This is a genomic window from Morganella morganii (assembly GCF_041099235.1).
In the GTDB taxonomy this organism is placed as follows: Bacteria; Pseudomonadota; Gammaproteobacteria; order Enterobacterales; family Enterobacteriaceae; genus Morganella; species Morganella morganii_E.
Genome location: NZ_JBFZSO010000001.1, coordinates 280,367 through 294,934, shown reverse-complemented (window position 1 = coordinate 294,934; position 14,568 = coordinate 280,367). Strand labels below are relative to the sequence as shown.

The window sequence follows — 14,568 nt, the reverse complement described above, 5'->3', positions numbered from 1 at the left end:
CTATGGCAGACAATAAGTTTACCTTTGCACATCTGATTGGCCTGGGTAAAAAAGCCAGAGCCTCGGAAGAGGATGAAAATAAAAAAGTGCGCAAAGCCAAAGGCCGCAAAGCGGAAAAGGACGAGCGCGACGAAGATGCGGAAGACGATGAAGATCGTGAGGATGCAGAAGAACAGGACGACGAAAAGCAGGGCCGCAAAGCCAAAAAAGCTGAAGGTGATGACGACGACCCTGACGCCGAAGATGATGAAGACGCGGAAGGTGATGACGAAGACGCCGAAGACGACGATGAAAATAAAGATGTGAAAAAAGGCCGCCGCGCTGAACGCAAGCGCTGTGCCCGCATCTTTGGCAGCAAGGCTGCTGCCGGTCGTCCGGATATGGCTGCACATCTGGCATTCAATACCCGCATGTCTTCATCTGAAGCTATCAGCACCCTGAAAGCGATGGGTGCGGTACAGCCTGCAACACAGCGCGCATCGCTCGACAGCCGCATGCGGGCAGAGCAGCAGGTGCGTATCAGTCCGGATGCACAGGCACCGGCTCGCGGATCTGCAGATGCTCTGGTGCAGCAGATGACCCGTCTTTATAACAGCAACAAGGGAGCGAAATAATGGATCAGTTCTCACAGAACCCGTTTCAGCCGGGAGTACGCCAGGCGGTATTTAATCCGGATCAGCTGATTTCCGGTCCGTTACAGACCGTGACAGATACCGGCATGATTGCCAAAGCCGGTATTCTGAAACGCGGTACCATCCTCGGTAAAGTCACTGATTCCGGTGAGTATGCGCTGAGCAAAAAAGGGGCGGCTGACGGTAGTGAAATTCCGTGTGCTATCCTGGCGGATGATGTCGATACCACTGACAGCAGCGTTTCCGGCGGTGTCTATCTGATGGGTGAATTTAATCAGAACCGCATTATTCATGATGAAAGCTGGACTGCGGCAGAGCTGAAAGATGCCCTGCGTAAGTTCTCCGTCTTCCTGCGCGACAGCATACAGGCCTGATCCCTCCCTTTAATACAGACGTCCTGATGCCGGTCACGGCAGGCGTTGTGACGTCTTTTATACGAGAAAAAGCATGAATATTTTCGATACCAATGTATTAATCCAGGTTGTTCCGAATCTGATGACCAGTCAGAACTGGCTGCTGGATAAGTTTTTCCCGAATATCACGGAATCCGATACCGAAGAGGTTTCCATTGATGTTGATGTCGGTCTGCGCCGTCTGGCTCCGTTCGTTTCGCCGCTGGTGGAAGGTAAGCTGGTGGAAGCCCGTAAGTTCCAGACCAACAGCTTTAAACCAGCGTACATCAAAGACAAACGTGCACCGGATCTGCGTAAACCCATCCGCCGTCAGATTGGTGAGCGCATCGGCGGTCAGTATTCTGCCGCTGAACGTGAAATGCTGAACCTGCAGTTCGAGCTGACTGACCAGATTGACATGATTAACCGCCGCCTGGAATGGATGGCGGCCAGCGCACTCCAGACCGGCACGGTGACAGTAACCGGTGAAGGTTATGAAACTCAGGTGGTGGATTTCGGGCGTTCGTCCGATCTGACTATTGCCCTGAGCGGTGCCGATAAATGGCCGGAAACCGTGGAAGCAGGAAAAACCAACACCAAACCGAGCGCTGACATCGAAGACTGGGCGCAGCGTATGCTGAAGGAGTCCGGTGCGGTGGCGACCGATATCGTGTTCACCACCAAATCGTGGAAAGCTTTCCGTCTGGACACTTCGGTTAAGGATAGCGCCATTACCTTCCCCGCGCTTTCTCCGTTCGGTAACCAGATTAACCCCGGTGCGCAAATCAAAACAGGTGCTGTATACAAAGGCCGCTGGGGTAACTATGACCTGTGGGTATACAACGACTGGTTTATTGATCCGCTGGACGGTAAAGAAAAACCGATGATTGCTGACGGCTCGGTGATTATGTCAGGCGCTGACCTGATGGGGACCCGTGCATTTGGTGCCATTATCGACCCGGCATTCAATTACGGCCCGATGGCATATGCGCCGAAGTCCTGGCTGCAGCACGATCCGGCGCAGCGTTTTATTATGGTTCAGTCTGCGCCGCTGGTCATTCCGAGCCGTGTTAACGCATCACTGTGTGCCGTTGTGGTTTAACAGGGGGATTTGATGGTGAATAAAAAAAATACGCCGGAGAAACCACAGGAGCCGGGCGGCCTGCCGCCCGAGCTGATGGTTCCCGGTCAGGTTAATCCGGTGAAGGATCCGGAGACTGCCGGCAATGAGCCGGTAACCGAAACTGTATCAGCGCAGAATTTCACTCCGGAACCTGGCCCGGAATCCGATGGTGTGTATGTGGTGGTCAAAGGCCGCAGTGTGCAGCATGACGGTGAGTTTTACCGGGAAAACCAGCAAATCACGCTGGATGATTCTGATGCTGTCCGCCTGATTGAGCTGGGCGTGGTGATGTCTCTGGAGGCAGTGCGGGAAAAACTGGCGAAAGCCAACCCGCCCGGCACTGTAACCATCAATGGGCATTGACTGGGATAAACACCTGCTGGGGCCGCTGCATAACGTCTTTGCGGAAAAAGTACGCTGGGAACCGGTGAAAAGTGCCAAAGGCGCCGGATTTTACGACATCGACGGCATTTTTGACCGGGCCTATTTCCAGAACTATGAAAGCATGGACGGTGAAAGTGGTATCAATACCACCCGTCCGATCCTCGGTGTACGCGATGTTATTTTTACTGTGCCTCCGGCGAAAGGGGATCGGGTATTTGTCTACAGCGTCAGCACTCTGTTTGTGGTATCCGATGTGCAGCCGGACAGTCACGGCGGGACACACCTGATCCTGAATAAGGTGAAATAATGAATGCAGCCAGAGTTCGTGAGCTCGTTGTCGCGGCCCTGAAGGGGAAAACCAGCGCGGAAGACCGTGTGTATTCCCCGCAGGACTGGCCGACAACAAATGCAGAATACCCCTGCATTATCGTGCAGACCCCGTTTGATGAAAAACATTCACTCGGCCGTAACGTTCCGCAGTTTAACACCGTGACCACGGTCCGGGTCACCGGCCGCCTGGAAGAGTTCGATGAGGCAGACCGGAACGGCGCCATAAAAGCAGAGCTGGCTCTCGAAGCCCTGCGGGAACAGATTGAACGGGCGGTAATTAACAGTTATGAGCTGACCCGGAAAATCCAGCAGTTCCTGAATATCCGATCTCAGATAAACATCAGTGCTGCCGGTGAAGGCCATATGGCGCAACTGCTGATGGATCTGGATATCGAGTATTACCAGGGGCCGGAGGAATTCTACCCGGTTGATGCGGATCCGCTAACCGGTATCGACATCAGCGTTCAGATGCCTGACGGCAGCCCGGAACATCACGTCTCCATCGACCTGACTAATCAGGAGTAACCATGTTTGTAAAACCTGTAAAAGGCCGCAGCGTCCGCTGTCCGGTCAAAGGGGAGCTTTTGCCTGAATCCGGGCAGGACGTCCCCGATAATGTTTTCTGGCGCACCCGTCTGAATCAGGGGGATGTCGTGCCGGGTAATCCTCAGAAAGTGAAGGAGCAAAAAGCATGACCGTGCCATTTGCCACTATTCCGCAGAATTTGCGGACCCCGCTGTTTTTCGTTGAGTTTGATAACTCGATGGCCAACACCGCAACCGCCACCCAGCGCACGCTGTTAATCGGCCAGATGCTGGACGGTGCGGCGGGAAAAGACAGCATTCCTGAGCGCATCACATCCGGGATGCAGGCCGCAGAGCGTTTCGGTCGCGGATCCATGCTGCACACAGAGGCTGATGCGTATTTCCGCAATGATACCGCCGGTGAGGTGTGGGTGTTACCGCTGGCAGATACTGAATCGCAGACAGCCGCCGCCGGTAAACTGAAAATTACCAGTGCTGCCAATGATACCGGTGTGATTTCACTGTATATCGCGGGTATCCGTGTTCAGATGGCCGTTGTGGCCACGGACACAGCGGAAGCTATCGCAACCGGACTGGCTAAAGTGATTAACCGCAATGCGAACCTGCCGGTAACGGCAGCAGCCGAGACAGATACGGTGACGCTGACGGCCAAAAACAAAGGCGTTCACGGTAACGGGATTGATATCCGGCTGAACTACCTCGGGCTGACCGGGGGCGAGTCGACACCGTCCGGTTTTGAAATGACCGTCACGGCGATGTCCGGCGGTAACGGCGCTCCGGATTTGCTTAATGGTCTGGCGAACCTGAAAGACCGATCCTTTGATTTTATCGTGAACCCGTATACCGATACGGCGTCTCTCGATGTGGTGAAAACCTTTCTGGCAGACCGCTGGGCGTGGGACAAACAGTTATACGGACACAGCTACGGGGTGATCACCGGCACTTATGGTCAGTTGGCTGATCTTGGTGAAAAGCGGAACGACCAGCATGCCTCACTGCTCGGGGTCAACGGTTCACCCTCACCGGATTATCAGTGGAGTGCGGCATATACCGGTGCCATTGCCCAGAGCCTGCGTAATGACCCGGGCCGCCCGTTACAGACGCTGGTTATCAGTGGTGTGCTGCCGCCGGACGACACGAAGATTCTTGAACTGACCGAGCGTAACAATCTGCTGCACAGCGGCATTTCCACATTTACCGTGGACGATGACGGTACCGTGCGGGTTGAGAATATCATCACGACCTACCAGAAAAATGCCTACGGCGACAATGACGACAGTTATCTGCAGGTGGAAACCCTGTATCTGCTGATGTTTGTATCACGCTATCTGCGTACCCAGGTGACCAGTAAATTCGGGCGTATGAAGCTGGCTGAAGACGGCACCCGTTTTGCGCCGGGGGCTGCAATCGTCACGCCGAATATCATTAAAGCAGAACTGATCGCCCAGTATGGCTTCCTGGAATTTAACGGTCATGTGCAGGACGCGAAAGGGTTTGCCAAAGGCCTGAAAGTCGAGCGCAACAGCCAGAACCCGAATCGTGTTGATGTCCTGTGGACCGGCACCCTCATTAACCAGCTGCGCGTGTTTGCGTTGCTTAACCAGTTCCGCCTGATGCCGGGCAACTAAGGAGAAATCATGGGCGATACATCCAACCGTCTGGCGGGAACGGCTCACGTCTCCGTCAACGGTATGTCAATTATGGTGGCGGCGGACTTTAAATACAGTCCGTCCACTGTCACCCGCGAAACCCTGAGCGGTATGGACTTTGTCCACGGTTACAAAGAAAAGCCGGTTGCCGGTTTTATCGCGATGCGTGTCCGTGATTCCGGCGGTACCACCGTGGCGGATTTTAACGGCATGACCAATGTGAACGTGGTGGCCGAACTGGCGAACGGCAAAACCATCATCGGTCAGGGGCTCTGGGTTGTTCAGACTCAGGAAGTAAACAGCGAAGACGCTGTATTTGACGTGCGTTTTGAAGGTCGTTCGGTAACGGAGAATTAATTGTGGAAACAACAAAAACTATCACCCTGAGTAAACCGCTGGAATCCAATGACGGCAAAGTCCGTTATGAGGAAGTTAACCTGCGTGAGCCGTGCCTTATCGAAGTAGAGCAGTTTTATGATGTACAGAATAAGGCCAGCAACTCGCTTCCCGGTATGCGCCGGCTGATTTCCCTGGTCAGTGAAATCCCGGAAACAGAACTGAAAAAAATGGCGATCACAGACTTTAAACAGTGCCGTGATTTTCTGACCCCTTTTTTGGCATAAATGCTCTCCGGTCATGGCAGCGGCTGGCGGCAAAGGTGACATATTTTTACAGGTGGGGGCCGCGTGATGCGTGGCTCCTGTCAAAAAGCCGTCTGCACTGGTGGGTTGAGCAGGCCGAAGAGATTAAAAGCGGAGATTAATTATGGCGGGTAATGCCTTTGATTTTGAACTGAATGCGGATGATCGAGCAAGCGGTCAGATTACGGTTCTTGAGGAAAAGATCCGTAGTCTGAATCCGGCACTGGATGAGGCGCGGGATAAACTGAAACTCGGCGGTGATGAATCAGTAACCGGGCTGCGTGGTATCGGTGATTTACTCCGTGATGTATCCGAGGAGGCGAAATCCGGCGTTCAGAGTATCGGAGACATGATCCCGCCGCTGAAAAACTTCGGTGCGCTGGCCGGGAAGCTGGCTGGTATTGGTGGTATCGGTGCAATTATCGCCGGTGGCGGAAAGCTGATTACGGGGATGGCGGAGGAAGGTAAAAATATCACTACATCAGCCGCCAATACTGGTATGACGGTAGAGGAAAGTACCCGGCTGAGCGGAACTCTCCATCAGCGCGGTGTTAGTGTGGACGATTCCCGCAATATTATTGAAAAGCAGTTTGAGCAGTTCAGCCGCGCTCAAAATGGCGATGATAATGATTTACGGGCTGCCATTCGCAGTATTGGCGCTGAAATTTCCACCAATAAAGACGGCAGCGTTAATATGGTTGAGACACTAAAGAGTCTTGAAGCCGCGATTAAAATACTGCCGGAACATCGAAACTGGGAGCTTCGGGATAAACTAAAGTTACCACCGGAGCTTATTGCCCTGTTACGGGAAGGAAAACTCCAGGAGCGATTGGATAACTCGGACAAATTTGGCCTGACCATGGATGGGGAGTTCGCTGAAAAAATGACTGAGGTGGATACTCAGTTAAGCGAAGCTGGTGCTAAATTGACCGGTAAAATGAATCAGATACAGAAGTCGCTTTATGAGTTTATTGATTCACCCAGCATAATCCCTGATTTCGGTGATCTTGATGGTGCTATGAAAAATATCCGTGAATCCGAGCTGCGTATAAATGATACGGAAGATAACTTTTATCATGGTGATAAGCGTCAGGATATTATTCGTTGGGCTGCTAAAGACAAGGAGTACAGGGATTCACTAAGTTGGTTTGAGGACTTGCGGATGACCGCCCTCGACCCGGACGACAAAATGTATACTGATATCTATAACAAATGGAGTGATAAATGGGAGGAACAGAGGGAGCGAGCTGAAGCCGGTAAAAACAAGCCAGCATTAAATAGCAAGGTGCCTGATAACTGGGTGCAGGATGAAAAATATAACCCAAACCGGCGCGGATTGAGAAATAACAACCCTGGCAACCTGATCGCTGCACCAAACAGCACGGGGTATGATTACGGTAACGACCATCGGTACGTCAAATTCGGGTCATCCAGAGACGGAATAGCAGCAATGTCACGCCAGCTAATGCTTGATGCTGAAGATGGGCTGAATACTTTCGACGGACTCCTGAAGAAGTACGCACCAGCTAAGGCAAAAAATAACACTCAGGGATACATAGATCGGGTATCAAAAGGCACTGGATTTGGTCCGCATGAGCCGCTTAATATGCATGATCCTAATGTACTGGCTAAGGTCATTCCTCATATGATTAAGGTCGAAAACATCGAGCAGCCGTACAGCTACCAGGAGGTAATGGATGGCATAATGGATTCAATTATGGATGATCGCTGGAAAGGGCTTCGTAACCCCGATAGGGTCAGAGAACAGCGTGACATGATAGCCATGCAGCAGACTCAACAACAAGAGACTGCATCAGCAGCGACTGACTTTAAAATAGACAAAGACCCGACCCAGGCATTACTGGCCTTCACCGAGCAATTATCACAAGTTCTTCAGGAAAACAAGGCGGGCGGCACATTGGAAATTGTCCTGACTAACGCGGAAACCGGAACAAAAAGTACCGTAAACGTGAAACCGAAAGGCAGGGTGACAACTGCGATGAATATGCCGTAGTGGTTGTAACCGGGGGAAATGGTGCCATGTTTGTCCAAAAAAGACAAAAACAAGTAACCAAATTTAGGTATTGATGGTTAAATAAGGTATATGGTATTAACTGCTTGGTATTGATATGAATGATTCATCCAAAATCATGTTTTTTTATACAGTACTTGATCGTGAGCAATTCAATATTAGGGAGGGGGCATTGCCACCACCCAGCCCGACTTACAATTTACCCAAAGGTGGAGTGATCACCGTTGGTTTTTCTTTTGGTGTCATGTTGTCTATTGATAACAATTATCATACCGTAATTTTTATTGCCGATGATAGTGGAAACCAGCTATCAAGCACGGAAGATCAACGTATTGCTGTTGATGGATACAATATATCTTCGGAAATTAAAGAATACGAGAAAGAAGTGATAGCTTTGGCAAAAATGGATGTTGATACTAATATTTTGAAATCAGGGCGACACAAAGCAACTATAGAGCTGCGGGAAGGGCTTACACCAAATGAAGGGGATGATGTTGCCAGAGAAGTCATCCATACATTGGATACATATTTTTACATAAATATGGAGAACCAATAGATGGGACCCAGTAATATTAGTTTTGCTGATTTTAAAAATAAAGGTTCCAGAGAAAAAATTAAAGATGGAAAAAATAACTCTGGAGGGGGAGGCGGAGATATGGAATCACGAGTAGCTCGGCTGGAGTCTGATGTCAGCCATATCAGAACCGACATTTCAGATATAAAATTTGATATCAGAAAACTGTCCTCAGATAACGCTGATCTTAAAGCAAACATGTTAGTCCTGATACAAAAAATAGATGGACTCACTGATGCAACATCTGACATAAAAAGAATGGTTATCGGCCAACCATCATCTGAAGAAACCAATGGTAAATTTGATTTAATCAACAGTACATTAGCCGAGATGACGGACAAGGTATCTAAGCGCCCATCAGAAGATAAGTTAAATGTAAAATTCACTGAAATGAGCAGCGAAATAAAACTGCTTACTGAAAAAACTGAAGGTAAATTAAAAGATATCAGGCTTAATATTATTTTGTGGATTCTCGGGCTGCCATCCGTGATCTTTGGGGTATATAAATTATACCAGGCATTAAACGCTTCGGCATAAAGACCCGTTCCGGCGGGTTTTTTGTTGGTTTAGCTTTACGTCCGACATTCTCCCGCCAGGGAGTTATCATCTAGTACATTCGATTAAAGTCATCGTCGTTTCTGTCGAGAAAGCATTCGGTGCGCTCAGATTGGTTTTTTATCCGGTTGCATTTTCTGGATACATTAGCGTTCTTATCATGCATGATTCTGACCTCTGCTTTTTCTGCCGGAGTTAATTCCCAATAATTTTTTCCCTGGCATCCGGTGAGGAGTAATGGCGTCAGGAGTAATGGCGTCAGTAGTAATAAGGTGTATTTCATATTCTTGCGTTGCTTAAAGTATTCAGGTGGCGAATTTTAATCTAAAAAAAGAAATTTGCATAATGAATAAGCAAGGCTATCTGAAGGAAAGTGCATTATGTGACCATGATTAATTTAACAGTCACTTTCCTCAAATAACTCCCATAATTTATGCTCCCCGCTTAACTGCGGGTTTTGTCGTTGGAGCCCACATGCCAATTATCAAAGACGCCATATCTGATGTACTCGGCATTGAGCCGGACTGGAATTGGTCTGAACACCTGCAGCAGGCTTCATTCCGTGGTGTGCCGTTCGGTGTGATCAGTGGTGAAAGTGTTTTCGGCCGCCGCCAGGCTATTCACGAATATGCCTACCGCGATCAGTCCTGGATAGAGGATATGGGGCGCAGCAACCGGCGGATCACCATAAAGGGATTTCTGATTCAGGACAGTCTCGTTTATGACGCGCCGGATGTTATCACCCAGCGCGATAATCTGGTGGCCGCCTGTGAAGTTGGTGAGGCCGGAACGCTGGTTCACCCGACACTCGGAGAAATGACCGTCAGCGTGACTGAGAGCGGCCTGCGGGTGTCTGAAAACGCAGAAAGCGGTCGGGTGTTTGAGTTTGAGCTGGTGGTTATCGAGTCCGGCCTGAAGGTGTTCGCCATCACCGGCAGTGAAAAAACCGGTGAACTGACGTTCGGGCAGTGGCTGAAAGAAGCAGCGCATACCACCCTGAAAACGATCGCCATGATTAAAGGCGAAGTCCGATCTGTTACGCAGATGATGAAGACGCTGAAACAGACTGCGGATTTCTGGGTAAATATGGTCAGCAGTTCAGTTGATGAGGTCACTAATCTCAGTAACTCGCTGAACAGCGTATTCGGCAGCAATAAATACGGTCGCTATCAGAAAGGCAGCGCGGGCGGGGCGGTGTCCGGTGCGACCGGCAAGCGCATACATCAGGGTGATACTGATGACCGTGAAATTATCGATAAAACGCTGAATCAGGCCATTATTGACCGGCAACGGCTGGATAAAACACTCAGCGCGGTCAGTGATGCTGAAACCCCCGAAGATGTGATTGCACAGATACAGCGGGTGTTTGTCATCCTGATAACAATGGATGGTGACACCGGCCAGAAGATGCGGATCCTGAATACATTATCCCGTTTCCGCAATCTGGAATATCAGCAGACGGAGCAGGATAAGAGAATTGCCGCACTGACTGAAATGATGCTGGTTGTGCTGGCTGCATCGGCACTTTCCGTGGTGGCCGGTCAGTCTGACCCGACAAACAGCACTGAGTCCGCCGGATATCAGCGGGAAGTCTGTGAATCCCTCGATGATGCCATGACTATCACCGGGGATCTGGCGCTGGATGACATCTATCTTACCCTCCTGAACCGGCGCGAACAGGTTGTCATTTTCTTCACCGATAAAGGCTCTGAACGCGGCCGCCTGTCGTCTTACGCTCTGCCGTCGGTGCTGCCGTCTCTCAATGTGGCTAACCGCCTGTATCAGGATGCAACCCGCAGTGACGAACTGGTGATGGAGACTCAGCCACGACATCCGGCGTTTATGCCGGTCAGATTTAAGGCACTGAAAAAATGACGGAAGAGACGAAAAAAACCGAAGAATTATCCCTGGTAATAAACGGCAAGCGTATTTCCGGCTGGGACAGTGTCCGGGTTACCCGTGGTATTGAACGGCTGCCGAACGATTTTGAAATCAGCCTGATGGATTACTACCCGGCAACGGATGAAAAACAGCTGTTTAAACCGGGTGATCCCTGTGAGGTGTTTCTCGGTCAGGATCGGGTTATTACCGGTTATATCGACACGTGGAACGGGCAGATCAATAAAAACCAGCACCAGATAAGCGTCTCCGGGAGGGGTAAGTGTCAGGATTTGGTGGACTGCTCTGCCAACTGGCCGAACAACGTGATCAGCCAGTCTAACGCCCTGCAAATCGCACAGAAACTGGCGAAGTGGTACGGCATTGAAGTATCGAGCACCGTTTCCGATGGCGGGTTACAGATTGTCCCGCAATTCACCCTGAACTGGGGTGAATCCTCACAACAGGTGATCGAGCGCTGCTGCCGGTATTCTGCGCTGCTGTATTACGAACAGCCGTCCGGAAACCTGCTGCTGACCCGCGTCAGTGACAAGGTGGCGGCCAGCGGCGTGGAGCAGGGGAAAAATATCGAAAGTGCTGATTTCTCGGATTCTATGGCAGAGCGCTATTCCGATTATACCGGCGTGTCATTGTCTGTTACCCCGTTTGCCGGAGATGTGTCAGCGGTACAGAACGCCTCGGCGCGGGATCCGGAAGCGGGAAAAATGCGGTACCGGAATTATATCACCATCATCGAAAGCACCCTGATCACCGCTAAACGTGAGCAGGAAAGTATCGACTGGGAAATGAACCGCCGTTACGGCCGTTCCAAAATCCTGAGTGTGATGGTGGACAGCTGGCGGGACGCCTCAGGGAAGCTGTGGGAACCGAATACACTGATCCCGATAGATATCCCCGTTCTGGGTGTGACGGATAAATTCTGGACACTTTCTGATGTGACCTATCTGCGGGATGCCGGCGGGACACGCGCGACATTACAGCTGATGCCGCCGGAAGCCTTCATTGCTGAACCGTATGAATTTTACCAGGTAATAAGGGTGTAATGATGAGTGATCAGGTCCGCGATTTAACAACCCGGATGTCAATGATGATCGGCGCCGGTAAATCCAGTATTACCAAAGATGACGGAGCGATTCAGACCATTCAGTACAGCACCGCGCTGGAAGTCCGGGACGGCACTTACCGTATGACGGAATTTGGTTTTTCGTCTTCTCTTCCGCCGGGGTCGGATGTTCTGATTGCCTATCTCGGCGGAAACCGCTCCAGTGCGGTGGTCATCGGCAGTAATCACCCCGGTTCCCGTCATACCGGACTCTCACCCGGTGAAAGCGTGATGTACAACCTGTGGGGTATGTACATCCACATGACAGAGGACGGCATTGTGATTGAAGCCAAAGATAAAGACGTGACCATCAATAACGCCGATAAGGTGACGGTCAATGCCAAAACAGAAGTCGTGCTGAATACGCCGATCCTGAAAGTGTCCGGTGATGTCATTGATAACTACGAAAGCAACCCGTCCACACTGAAAGCACTGCGGGACAGTTATAACAAGCACGACCACGATGTGGAAAATGTGGAACCGGGTAGTGCCACCAAAACCAGTAATCCGATTAAGGAGAAAGTCTGATGTCTGATATTTCTTCCTGGTGGAACGCGGACACACTGCGGGCGGACTGGATAGCCGGAAACGGTGACCTGCTTTCCGGTGATGATTTACAGTCAGCGATTATGATCAGTCTGTTCACTGACCGGCTGGCGCACAGTGATGATGATTACGACGATGAGTACCGGCGGGGATGGTGGGCAGATACAGGAACTGATGGGTTTATCGGCTCCCGTCTCTGGCTGCTGAGACGTCAGAAACTGACTACGCAGGTGGCAAAGAAAGCCGAGGATTACGCCCGCGAGGCGCTGGCCTGGCTGATAACCGACGGGGTCGTGTCTGATATTCAGATCCGGACACAAATCGTGTGGCCGCAGCGACTGAACATGGTTATCCGTTATCACCGGCCGGACGCCGGTGCGGAAGATCTGCGTTTTTACTGGGTATGGGAGAAACAATAAATGCCGTTTAAGCGTAAAACACTGACGGAGCTGCGGGAGCAGAACCAGAATTTCCTGCGCAATGAACTGAAAGAGCCCGGTGCGCTGCTGCGGTATTCCAATATGCGGGTACTGGCGGATATGGATGCCGGTATGGCGCACCTGCATTATGCCTATCTGGATTACATTGCAAAACAGGCAACTCCGTTTACCGCAACGGATGAAAACCTGGCGGGATGGGGGGCGCTGAAACGGGTGTACCGCAAACCACCGAACAAAGCCACCTGTACAAAGGTGCAGTTTGACGGCGTGCCGGGCAGTATCATTCCGGCCGGTACGGCGATGACCCGCGGAGATGGATACCGGTACCAGTTTGTTACTGAGGTCCATATTAATGCTGACGGGAAAGGCTTCACGTCTGTTGAAGCCATTCTGCCCGGCATTGACGATAATATTTACGGCGGCGGCGCGGCGGGTAACTCACCGGCCGGGACAAAACTGACGCTTGAGATAGCGATATCCGGAGTGTCTTCAGATTGTATTGCTGTTGATCCGATCACCGGCGGCAGTGATATTGAGAATGAAGAGGCTTTCCGGCAGCGGGTCCTGCATGCGTACCAAAAACCACCGCAGGGCGGCAGCGATACAGACTATGAAGGCTGGGCGAAAGAAGTGCCGGGCATTTCCCGCGCCTGGGTAAAACGCCGCCTGCTGGGGGCCGGGTCGGTCGGCATTTACATTATGTGTGACGGCAACAGCAACGGCGGCTTTCCGCTGGGAACAGACGGACCGGCTACCAAAGAAACTTATTCAGTGCATGCGACCGGTGACCAGTTGCGTGTTGCAGATCATATCTGGGGTGTGCAGACGGTAACGGCGCTGGTGTGGGTCTGTTCACCTGTTGCGAAAAAGATAGATTTTGAAATTGAAGGGCTGAGCCGGGCAACCTCGGAATTACATCAGCAGATAGCCAAAGCCATTGATGATGTGTTCTTCCGGGACAGTGACCCGACCGGCGGCACAAAAATCTACCTTTCTGACCTGCAGTATGCGATTGCTGATATCCCCGGCACCACCGGCTTTGTCCTGAAAAAACCGGCTGAAAATATAGTTCTGAGCACCGGTGAACTGGCGCAGCGCGGGGAGGTGTCATACACATGAATTACACCGCTGACGATTACACTCAGGCGATGATCGGACTGGCACCGCAGGGCATGGCGTGGGACTGGCGGCCGGGGTCGAATATGCATGCTATTCTCCGGGCACTGGCGCGCGGTTATGAGGCTTCGGATATTGACGCTGTTCAGCTGCTTGAGGGAGCATTTCCGAAGACGGCCACAACGTTATTACCTGAGTGGGAAAAAACACTCGGTCTGCCGGATGATTGTGGGATCGGGGAGATGGACACCATTCCGAAACGACAATCCGCGGTTCTTTCAACGCTGCTGCGTACCGGCGGGATGTCAAAGCCCTATTACATCAGCCTGGCGGCCGAGATGGGTTACACCATCACCATTACCGAATTCCGGCAGGCAAGGGCGGGGCTGTCGGCCTGCGGTGATGCACTGAACGGTGATGAATGGCCGTTCGTCTGGCGTATAAATGCCGGAAACACCCAGGTGACATATGCGGTCGCCGGCGGCAGTTACTGTGGTGATCCGCTGCGTTCGTGGGGGGAACATTACCTCGAGTGCCAGTTTAACCAGATTTCCCCCTCTCACACGATCCTTCAGGTCGGTTACGGCCAGTAAACCCTGATTATCAAC

The 14,568-nt window shown here is 51.4% G+C and carries 19 protein-coding genes; all 19 read left to right on the top strand.

Annotated elements, in window-relative coordinates:
• Positions 1 to 2 precede the first annotated feature (2 nt).
• The 19 genes from AB7038_RS01485 (at position 3) to AB7038_RS01395 (ending at position 14,553) form a co-directional block, all read left to right on the top strand.
• Positions 3 to 614 carry a hypothetical protein gene (locus AB7038_RS01485; protein ID WP_260241820.1) on the top strand — a complete coding sequence of 204 codons (612 nt, stop codon included), beginning with the start codon at positions 3 to 5 and terminating at the stop codon, positions 612 to 614.
• A complete protein-coding gene (locus AB7038_RS01480; RefSeq protein ID WP_195433413.1) occupies positions 614 to 1,006 on the top strand; it encodes a head decoration protein in 393 nt (130 codons plus the stop codon). Before AB7038_RS01485 ends, AB7038_RS01480 begins: the two co-directional genes overlap by 1 nt.
• Positions 1,007 to 1,079: 73 nt before the next feature.
• Positions 1,080 to 2,126 (top strand): major capsid protein, encoded by a 1,047-nt coding sequence (locus AB7038_RS01475; RefSeq protein ID WP_163623377.1) that lies wholly within the window; start codon positions 1,080 to 1,082, stop codon positions 2,124 to 2,126.
• A 12-nt stretch (positions 2,127 to 2,138) separates the two neighbouring features.
• Positions 2,139 to 2,510, top strand: a complete 372-nt coding sequence (locus AB7038_RS01470) for a hypothetical protein (protein ID WP_195433411.1) — start codon at positions 2,139 to 2,141, stop codon at positions 2,508 to 2,510.
• Complete coding sequence (locus tag AB7038_RS01465) at positions 2,500 to 2,838, top strand: head-tail joining protein (protein WP_163623379.1); 339 nt, start codon at positions 2,500 to 2,502, stop codon at positions 2,836 to 2,838. Before AB7038_RS01470 ends, AB7038_RS01465 begins: the two co-directional genes overlap by 11 nt.
• Positions 2,838 to 3,386, top strand: coding sequence for an ATP-binding protein (locus tag AB7038_RS01460; RefSeq protein ID WP_163623380.1), 549 nt, complete (start codon positions 2,838 to 2,840; stop codon positions 3,384 to 3,386). The genes AB7038_RS01465 and AB7038_RS01460 overlap by 1 nt, the downstream gene beginning before the upstream one ends.
• A 2-nt stretch (positions 3,387 to 3,388) precedes the next feature.
• Positions 3,389 to 3,556, top strand: coding sequence for a DUF2635 domain-containing protein (locus AB7038_RS01455; RefSeq protein WP_004904824.1), 168 nt, complete (start codon positions 3,389 to 3,391; stop codon positions 3,554 to 3,556).
• Entirely contained in the window at positions 3,553 to 5,034 is a 1,482-nt protein-coding gene (locus tag AB7038_RS01450) for a phage tail sheath subtilisin-like domain-containing protein (protein ID WP_260241817.1), read from the top strand. The genes AB7038_RS01455 and AB7038_RS01450 overlap by 4 nt, the downstream gene beginning before the upstream one ends.
• A gap of 9 nt (positions 5,035 to 5,043) precedes the next feature.
• A complete protein-coding gene (locus tag AB7038_RS01445; protein ID WP_186758923.1) occupies positions 5,044 to 5,412 on the top strand; it encodes a phage tail tube protein in 369 nt (122 codons plus the stop codon).
• Positions 5,413 to 5,414: 2 nt separating this feature from the next.
• The gene (locus AB7038_RS01440; protein ID WP_004904813.1) at positions 5,415 to 5,678 is read left to right on the top strand and encodes a phage tail assembly protein; all 264 of its coding nucleotides are present in this window, start codon (positions 5,415 to 5,417) and stop codon (positions 5,676 to 5,678) included.
• Between the two features lie 142 nt (positions 5,679 to 5,820).
• Positions 5,821 to 7,710, top strand: a complete 1,890-nt coding sequence (locus AB7038_RS01435; RefSeq protein ID WP_186758922.1) for a hypothetical protein — start codon at positions 5,821 to 5,823, stop codon at positions 7,708 to 7,710.
• A 115-nt stretch (positions 7,711 to 7,825) separates the two neighbouring features.
• Entirely contained in the window at positions 7,826 to 8,284 is a 459-nt protein-coding gene (locus AB7038_RS01430) for a hypothetical protein (RefSeq protein WP_195433310.1), read from the top strand.
• Entirely contained in the window at positions 8,285 to 8,839 is a 555-nt protein-coding gene (locus AB7038_RS01425) for a hypothetical protein (RefSeq protein ID WP_061057418.1), read from the top strand.
• Between the two features lie 492 nt (positions 8,840 to 9,331).
• A complete protein-coding gene (locus tag AB7038_RS01420) occupies positions 9,332 to 10,732 on the top strand; it encodes a DNA circularization protein (RefSeq protein WP_195433311.1) in 1,401 nt (466 codons plus the stop codon).
• On the top strand, positions 10,729 to 11,799 hold the full coding sequence (locus tag AB7038_RS01415; protein WP_195433312.1) for a phage baseplate assembly protein: 1,071 nt from the start codon (positions 10,729 to 10,731) through the stop codon (positions 11,797 to 11,799). The genes AB7038_RS01420 and AB7038_RS01415 overlap by 4 nt, the downstream gene beginning before the upstream one ends.
• On the top strand, positions 11,799 to 12,386 hold the full coding sequence (locus tag AB7038_RS01410; protein ID WP_419358540.1) for a phage baseplate assembly protein domain-containing protein: 588 nt from the start codon (positions 11,799 to 11,801) through the stop codon (positions 12,384 to 12,386). Before AB7038_RS01415 ends, AB7038_RS01410 begins: the two co-directional genes overlap by 1 nt.
• Positions 12,386 to 12,823 (top strand): phage GP46 family protein, encoded by a 438-nt coding sequence (locus AB7038_RS01405; RefSeq protein WP_112549502.1) that lies wholly within the window; start codon positions 12,386 to 12,388, stop codon positions 12,821 to 12,823. The genes AB7038_RS01410 and AB7038_RS01405 overlap by 1 nt, the downstream gene beginning before the upstream one ends.
• On the top strand, positions 12,824 to 13,963 hold the full coding sequence (locus AB7038_RS01400) for a baseplate J/gp47 family protein (protein ID WP_195433314.1): 1,140 nt from the start codon (positions 12,824 to 12,826) through the stop codon (positions 13,961 to 13,963). It begins immediately after the preceding gene.
• A complete protein-coding gene (locus AB7038_RS01395; RefSeq protein ID WP_195433315.1) occupies positions 13,960 to 14,553 on the top strand; it encodes a YmfQ family protein in 594 nt (197 codons plus the stop codon). The genes AB7038_RS01400 and AB7038_RS01395 overlap by 4 nt, the downstream gene beginning before the upstream one ends.
• Positions 14,554 to 14,568: the final 15 nt, after the last annotated feature.

What these genes read in the sequence shown, in the direction of transcription:
- AB7038_RS01485 (WP_260241820.1), top strand. Translation starts at nt 3, where the DNA reads ATGGCAGACAATAAGTTTACCTTTGCACATCTGATTGGCCTGGGTAAA.
- AB7038_RS01480 (WP_195433413.1), top strand. Translation starts at nt 614, where the DNA reads ATGGATCAGTTCTCACAGAACCCGTTTCAGCCGGGAGTACGCCAGGCG.
- AB7038_RS01475 (WP_163623377.1), top strand. Translation starts at nt 1,080, where the DNA reads ATGAATATTTTCGATACCAATGTATTAATCCAGGTTGTTCCGAATCTG.
- AB7038_RS01470 (WP_195433411.1), top strand. Translation starts at nt 2,139, where the DNA reads ATGGTGAATAAAAAAAATACGCCGGAGAAACCACAGGAGCCGGGCGGC.
- AB7038_RS01465 (WP_163623379.1), top strand. Translation starts at nt 2,500, where the DNA reads ATGGGCATTGACTGGGATAAACACCTGCTGGGGCCGCTGCATAACGTC.
- AB7038_RS01460 (WP_163623380.1), top strand. Translation starts at nt 2,838, where the DNA reads ATGAATGCAGCCAGAGTTCGTGAGCTCGTTGTCGCGGCCCTGAAGGGG.
- AB7038_RS01455 (WP_004904824.1), top strand. Translation starts at nt 3,389, where the DNA reads ATGTTTGTAAAACCTGTAAAAGGCCGCAGCGTCCGCTGTCCGGTCAAA.
- AB7038_RS01450 (WP_260241817.1), top strand. Translation starts at nt 3,553, where the DNA reads ATGACCGTGCCATTTGCCACTATTCCGCAGAATTTGCGGACCCCGCTG.
- AB7038_RS01445 (WP_186758923.1), top strand. Translation starts at nt 5,044, where the DNA reads ATGGGCGATACATCCAACCGTCTGGCGGGAACGGCTCACGTCTCCGTC.
- AB7038_RS01435 (WP_186758922.1), top strand. Translation starts at nt 5,821, where the DNA reads ATGGCGGGTAATGCCTTTGATTTTGAACTGAATGCGGATGATCGAGCA.
- AB7038_RS01430 (WP_195433310.1), top strand. Translation starts at nt 7,826, where the DNA reads ATGAATGATTCATCCAAAATCATGTTTTTTTATACAGTACTTGATCGT.
- AB7038_RS01425 (WP_061057418.1), top strand. Translation starts at nt 8,285, where the DNA reads ATGGGACCCAGTAATATTAGTTTTGCTGATTTTAAAAATAAAGGTTCC.
- AB7038_RS01420 (WP_195433311.1), top strand. Translation starts at nt 9,332, where the DNA reads ATGCCAATTATCAAAGACGCCATATCTGATGTACTCGGCATTGAGCCG.
- AB7038_RS01415 (WP_195433312.1), top strand. Translation starts at nt 10,729, where the DNA reads ATGACGGAAGAGACGAAAAAAACCGAAGAATTATCCCTGGTAATAAAC.
- AB7038_RS01410 (WP_419358540.1), top strand. Translation starts at nt 11,799, where the DNA reads ATGATGAGTGATCAGGTCCGCGATTTAACAACCCGGATGTCAATGATG.
- AB7038_RS01405 (WP_112549502.1), top strand. Translation starts at nt 12,386, where the DNA reads ATGTCTGATATTTCTTCCTGGTGGAACGCGGACACACTGCGGGCGGAC.
- AB7038_RS01400 (WP_195433314.1), top strand. Translation starts at nt 12,824, where the DNA reads ATGCCGTTTAAGCGTAAAACACTGACGGAGCTGCGGGAGCAGAACCAG.
- AB7038_RS01395 (WP_195433315.1), top strand. Translation starts at nt 13,960, where the DNA reads ATGAATTACACCGCTGACGATTACACTCAGGCGATGATCGGACTGGCA.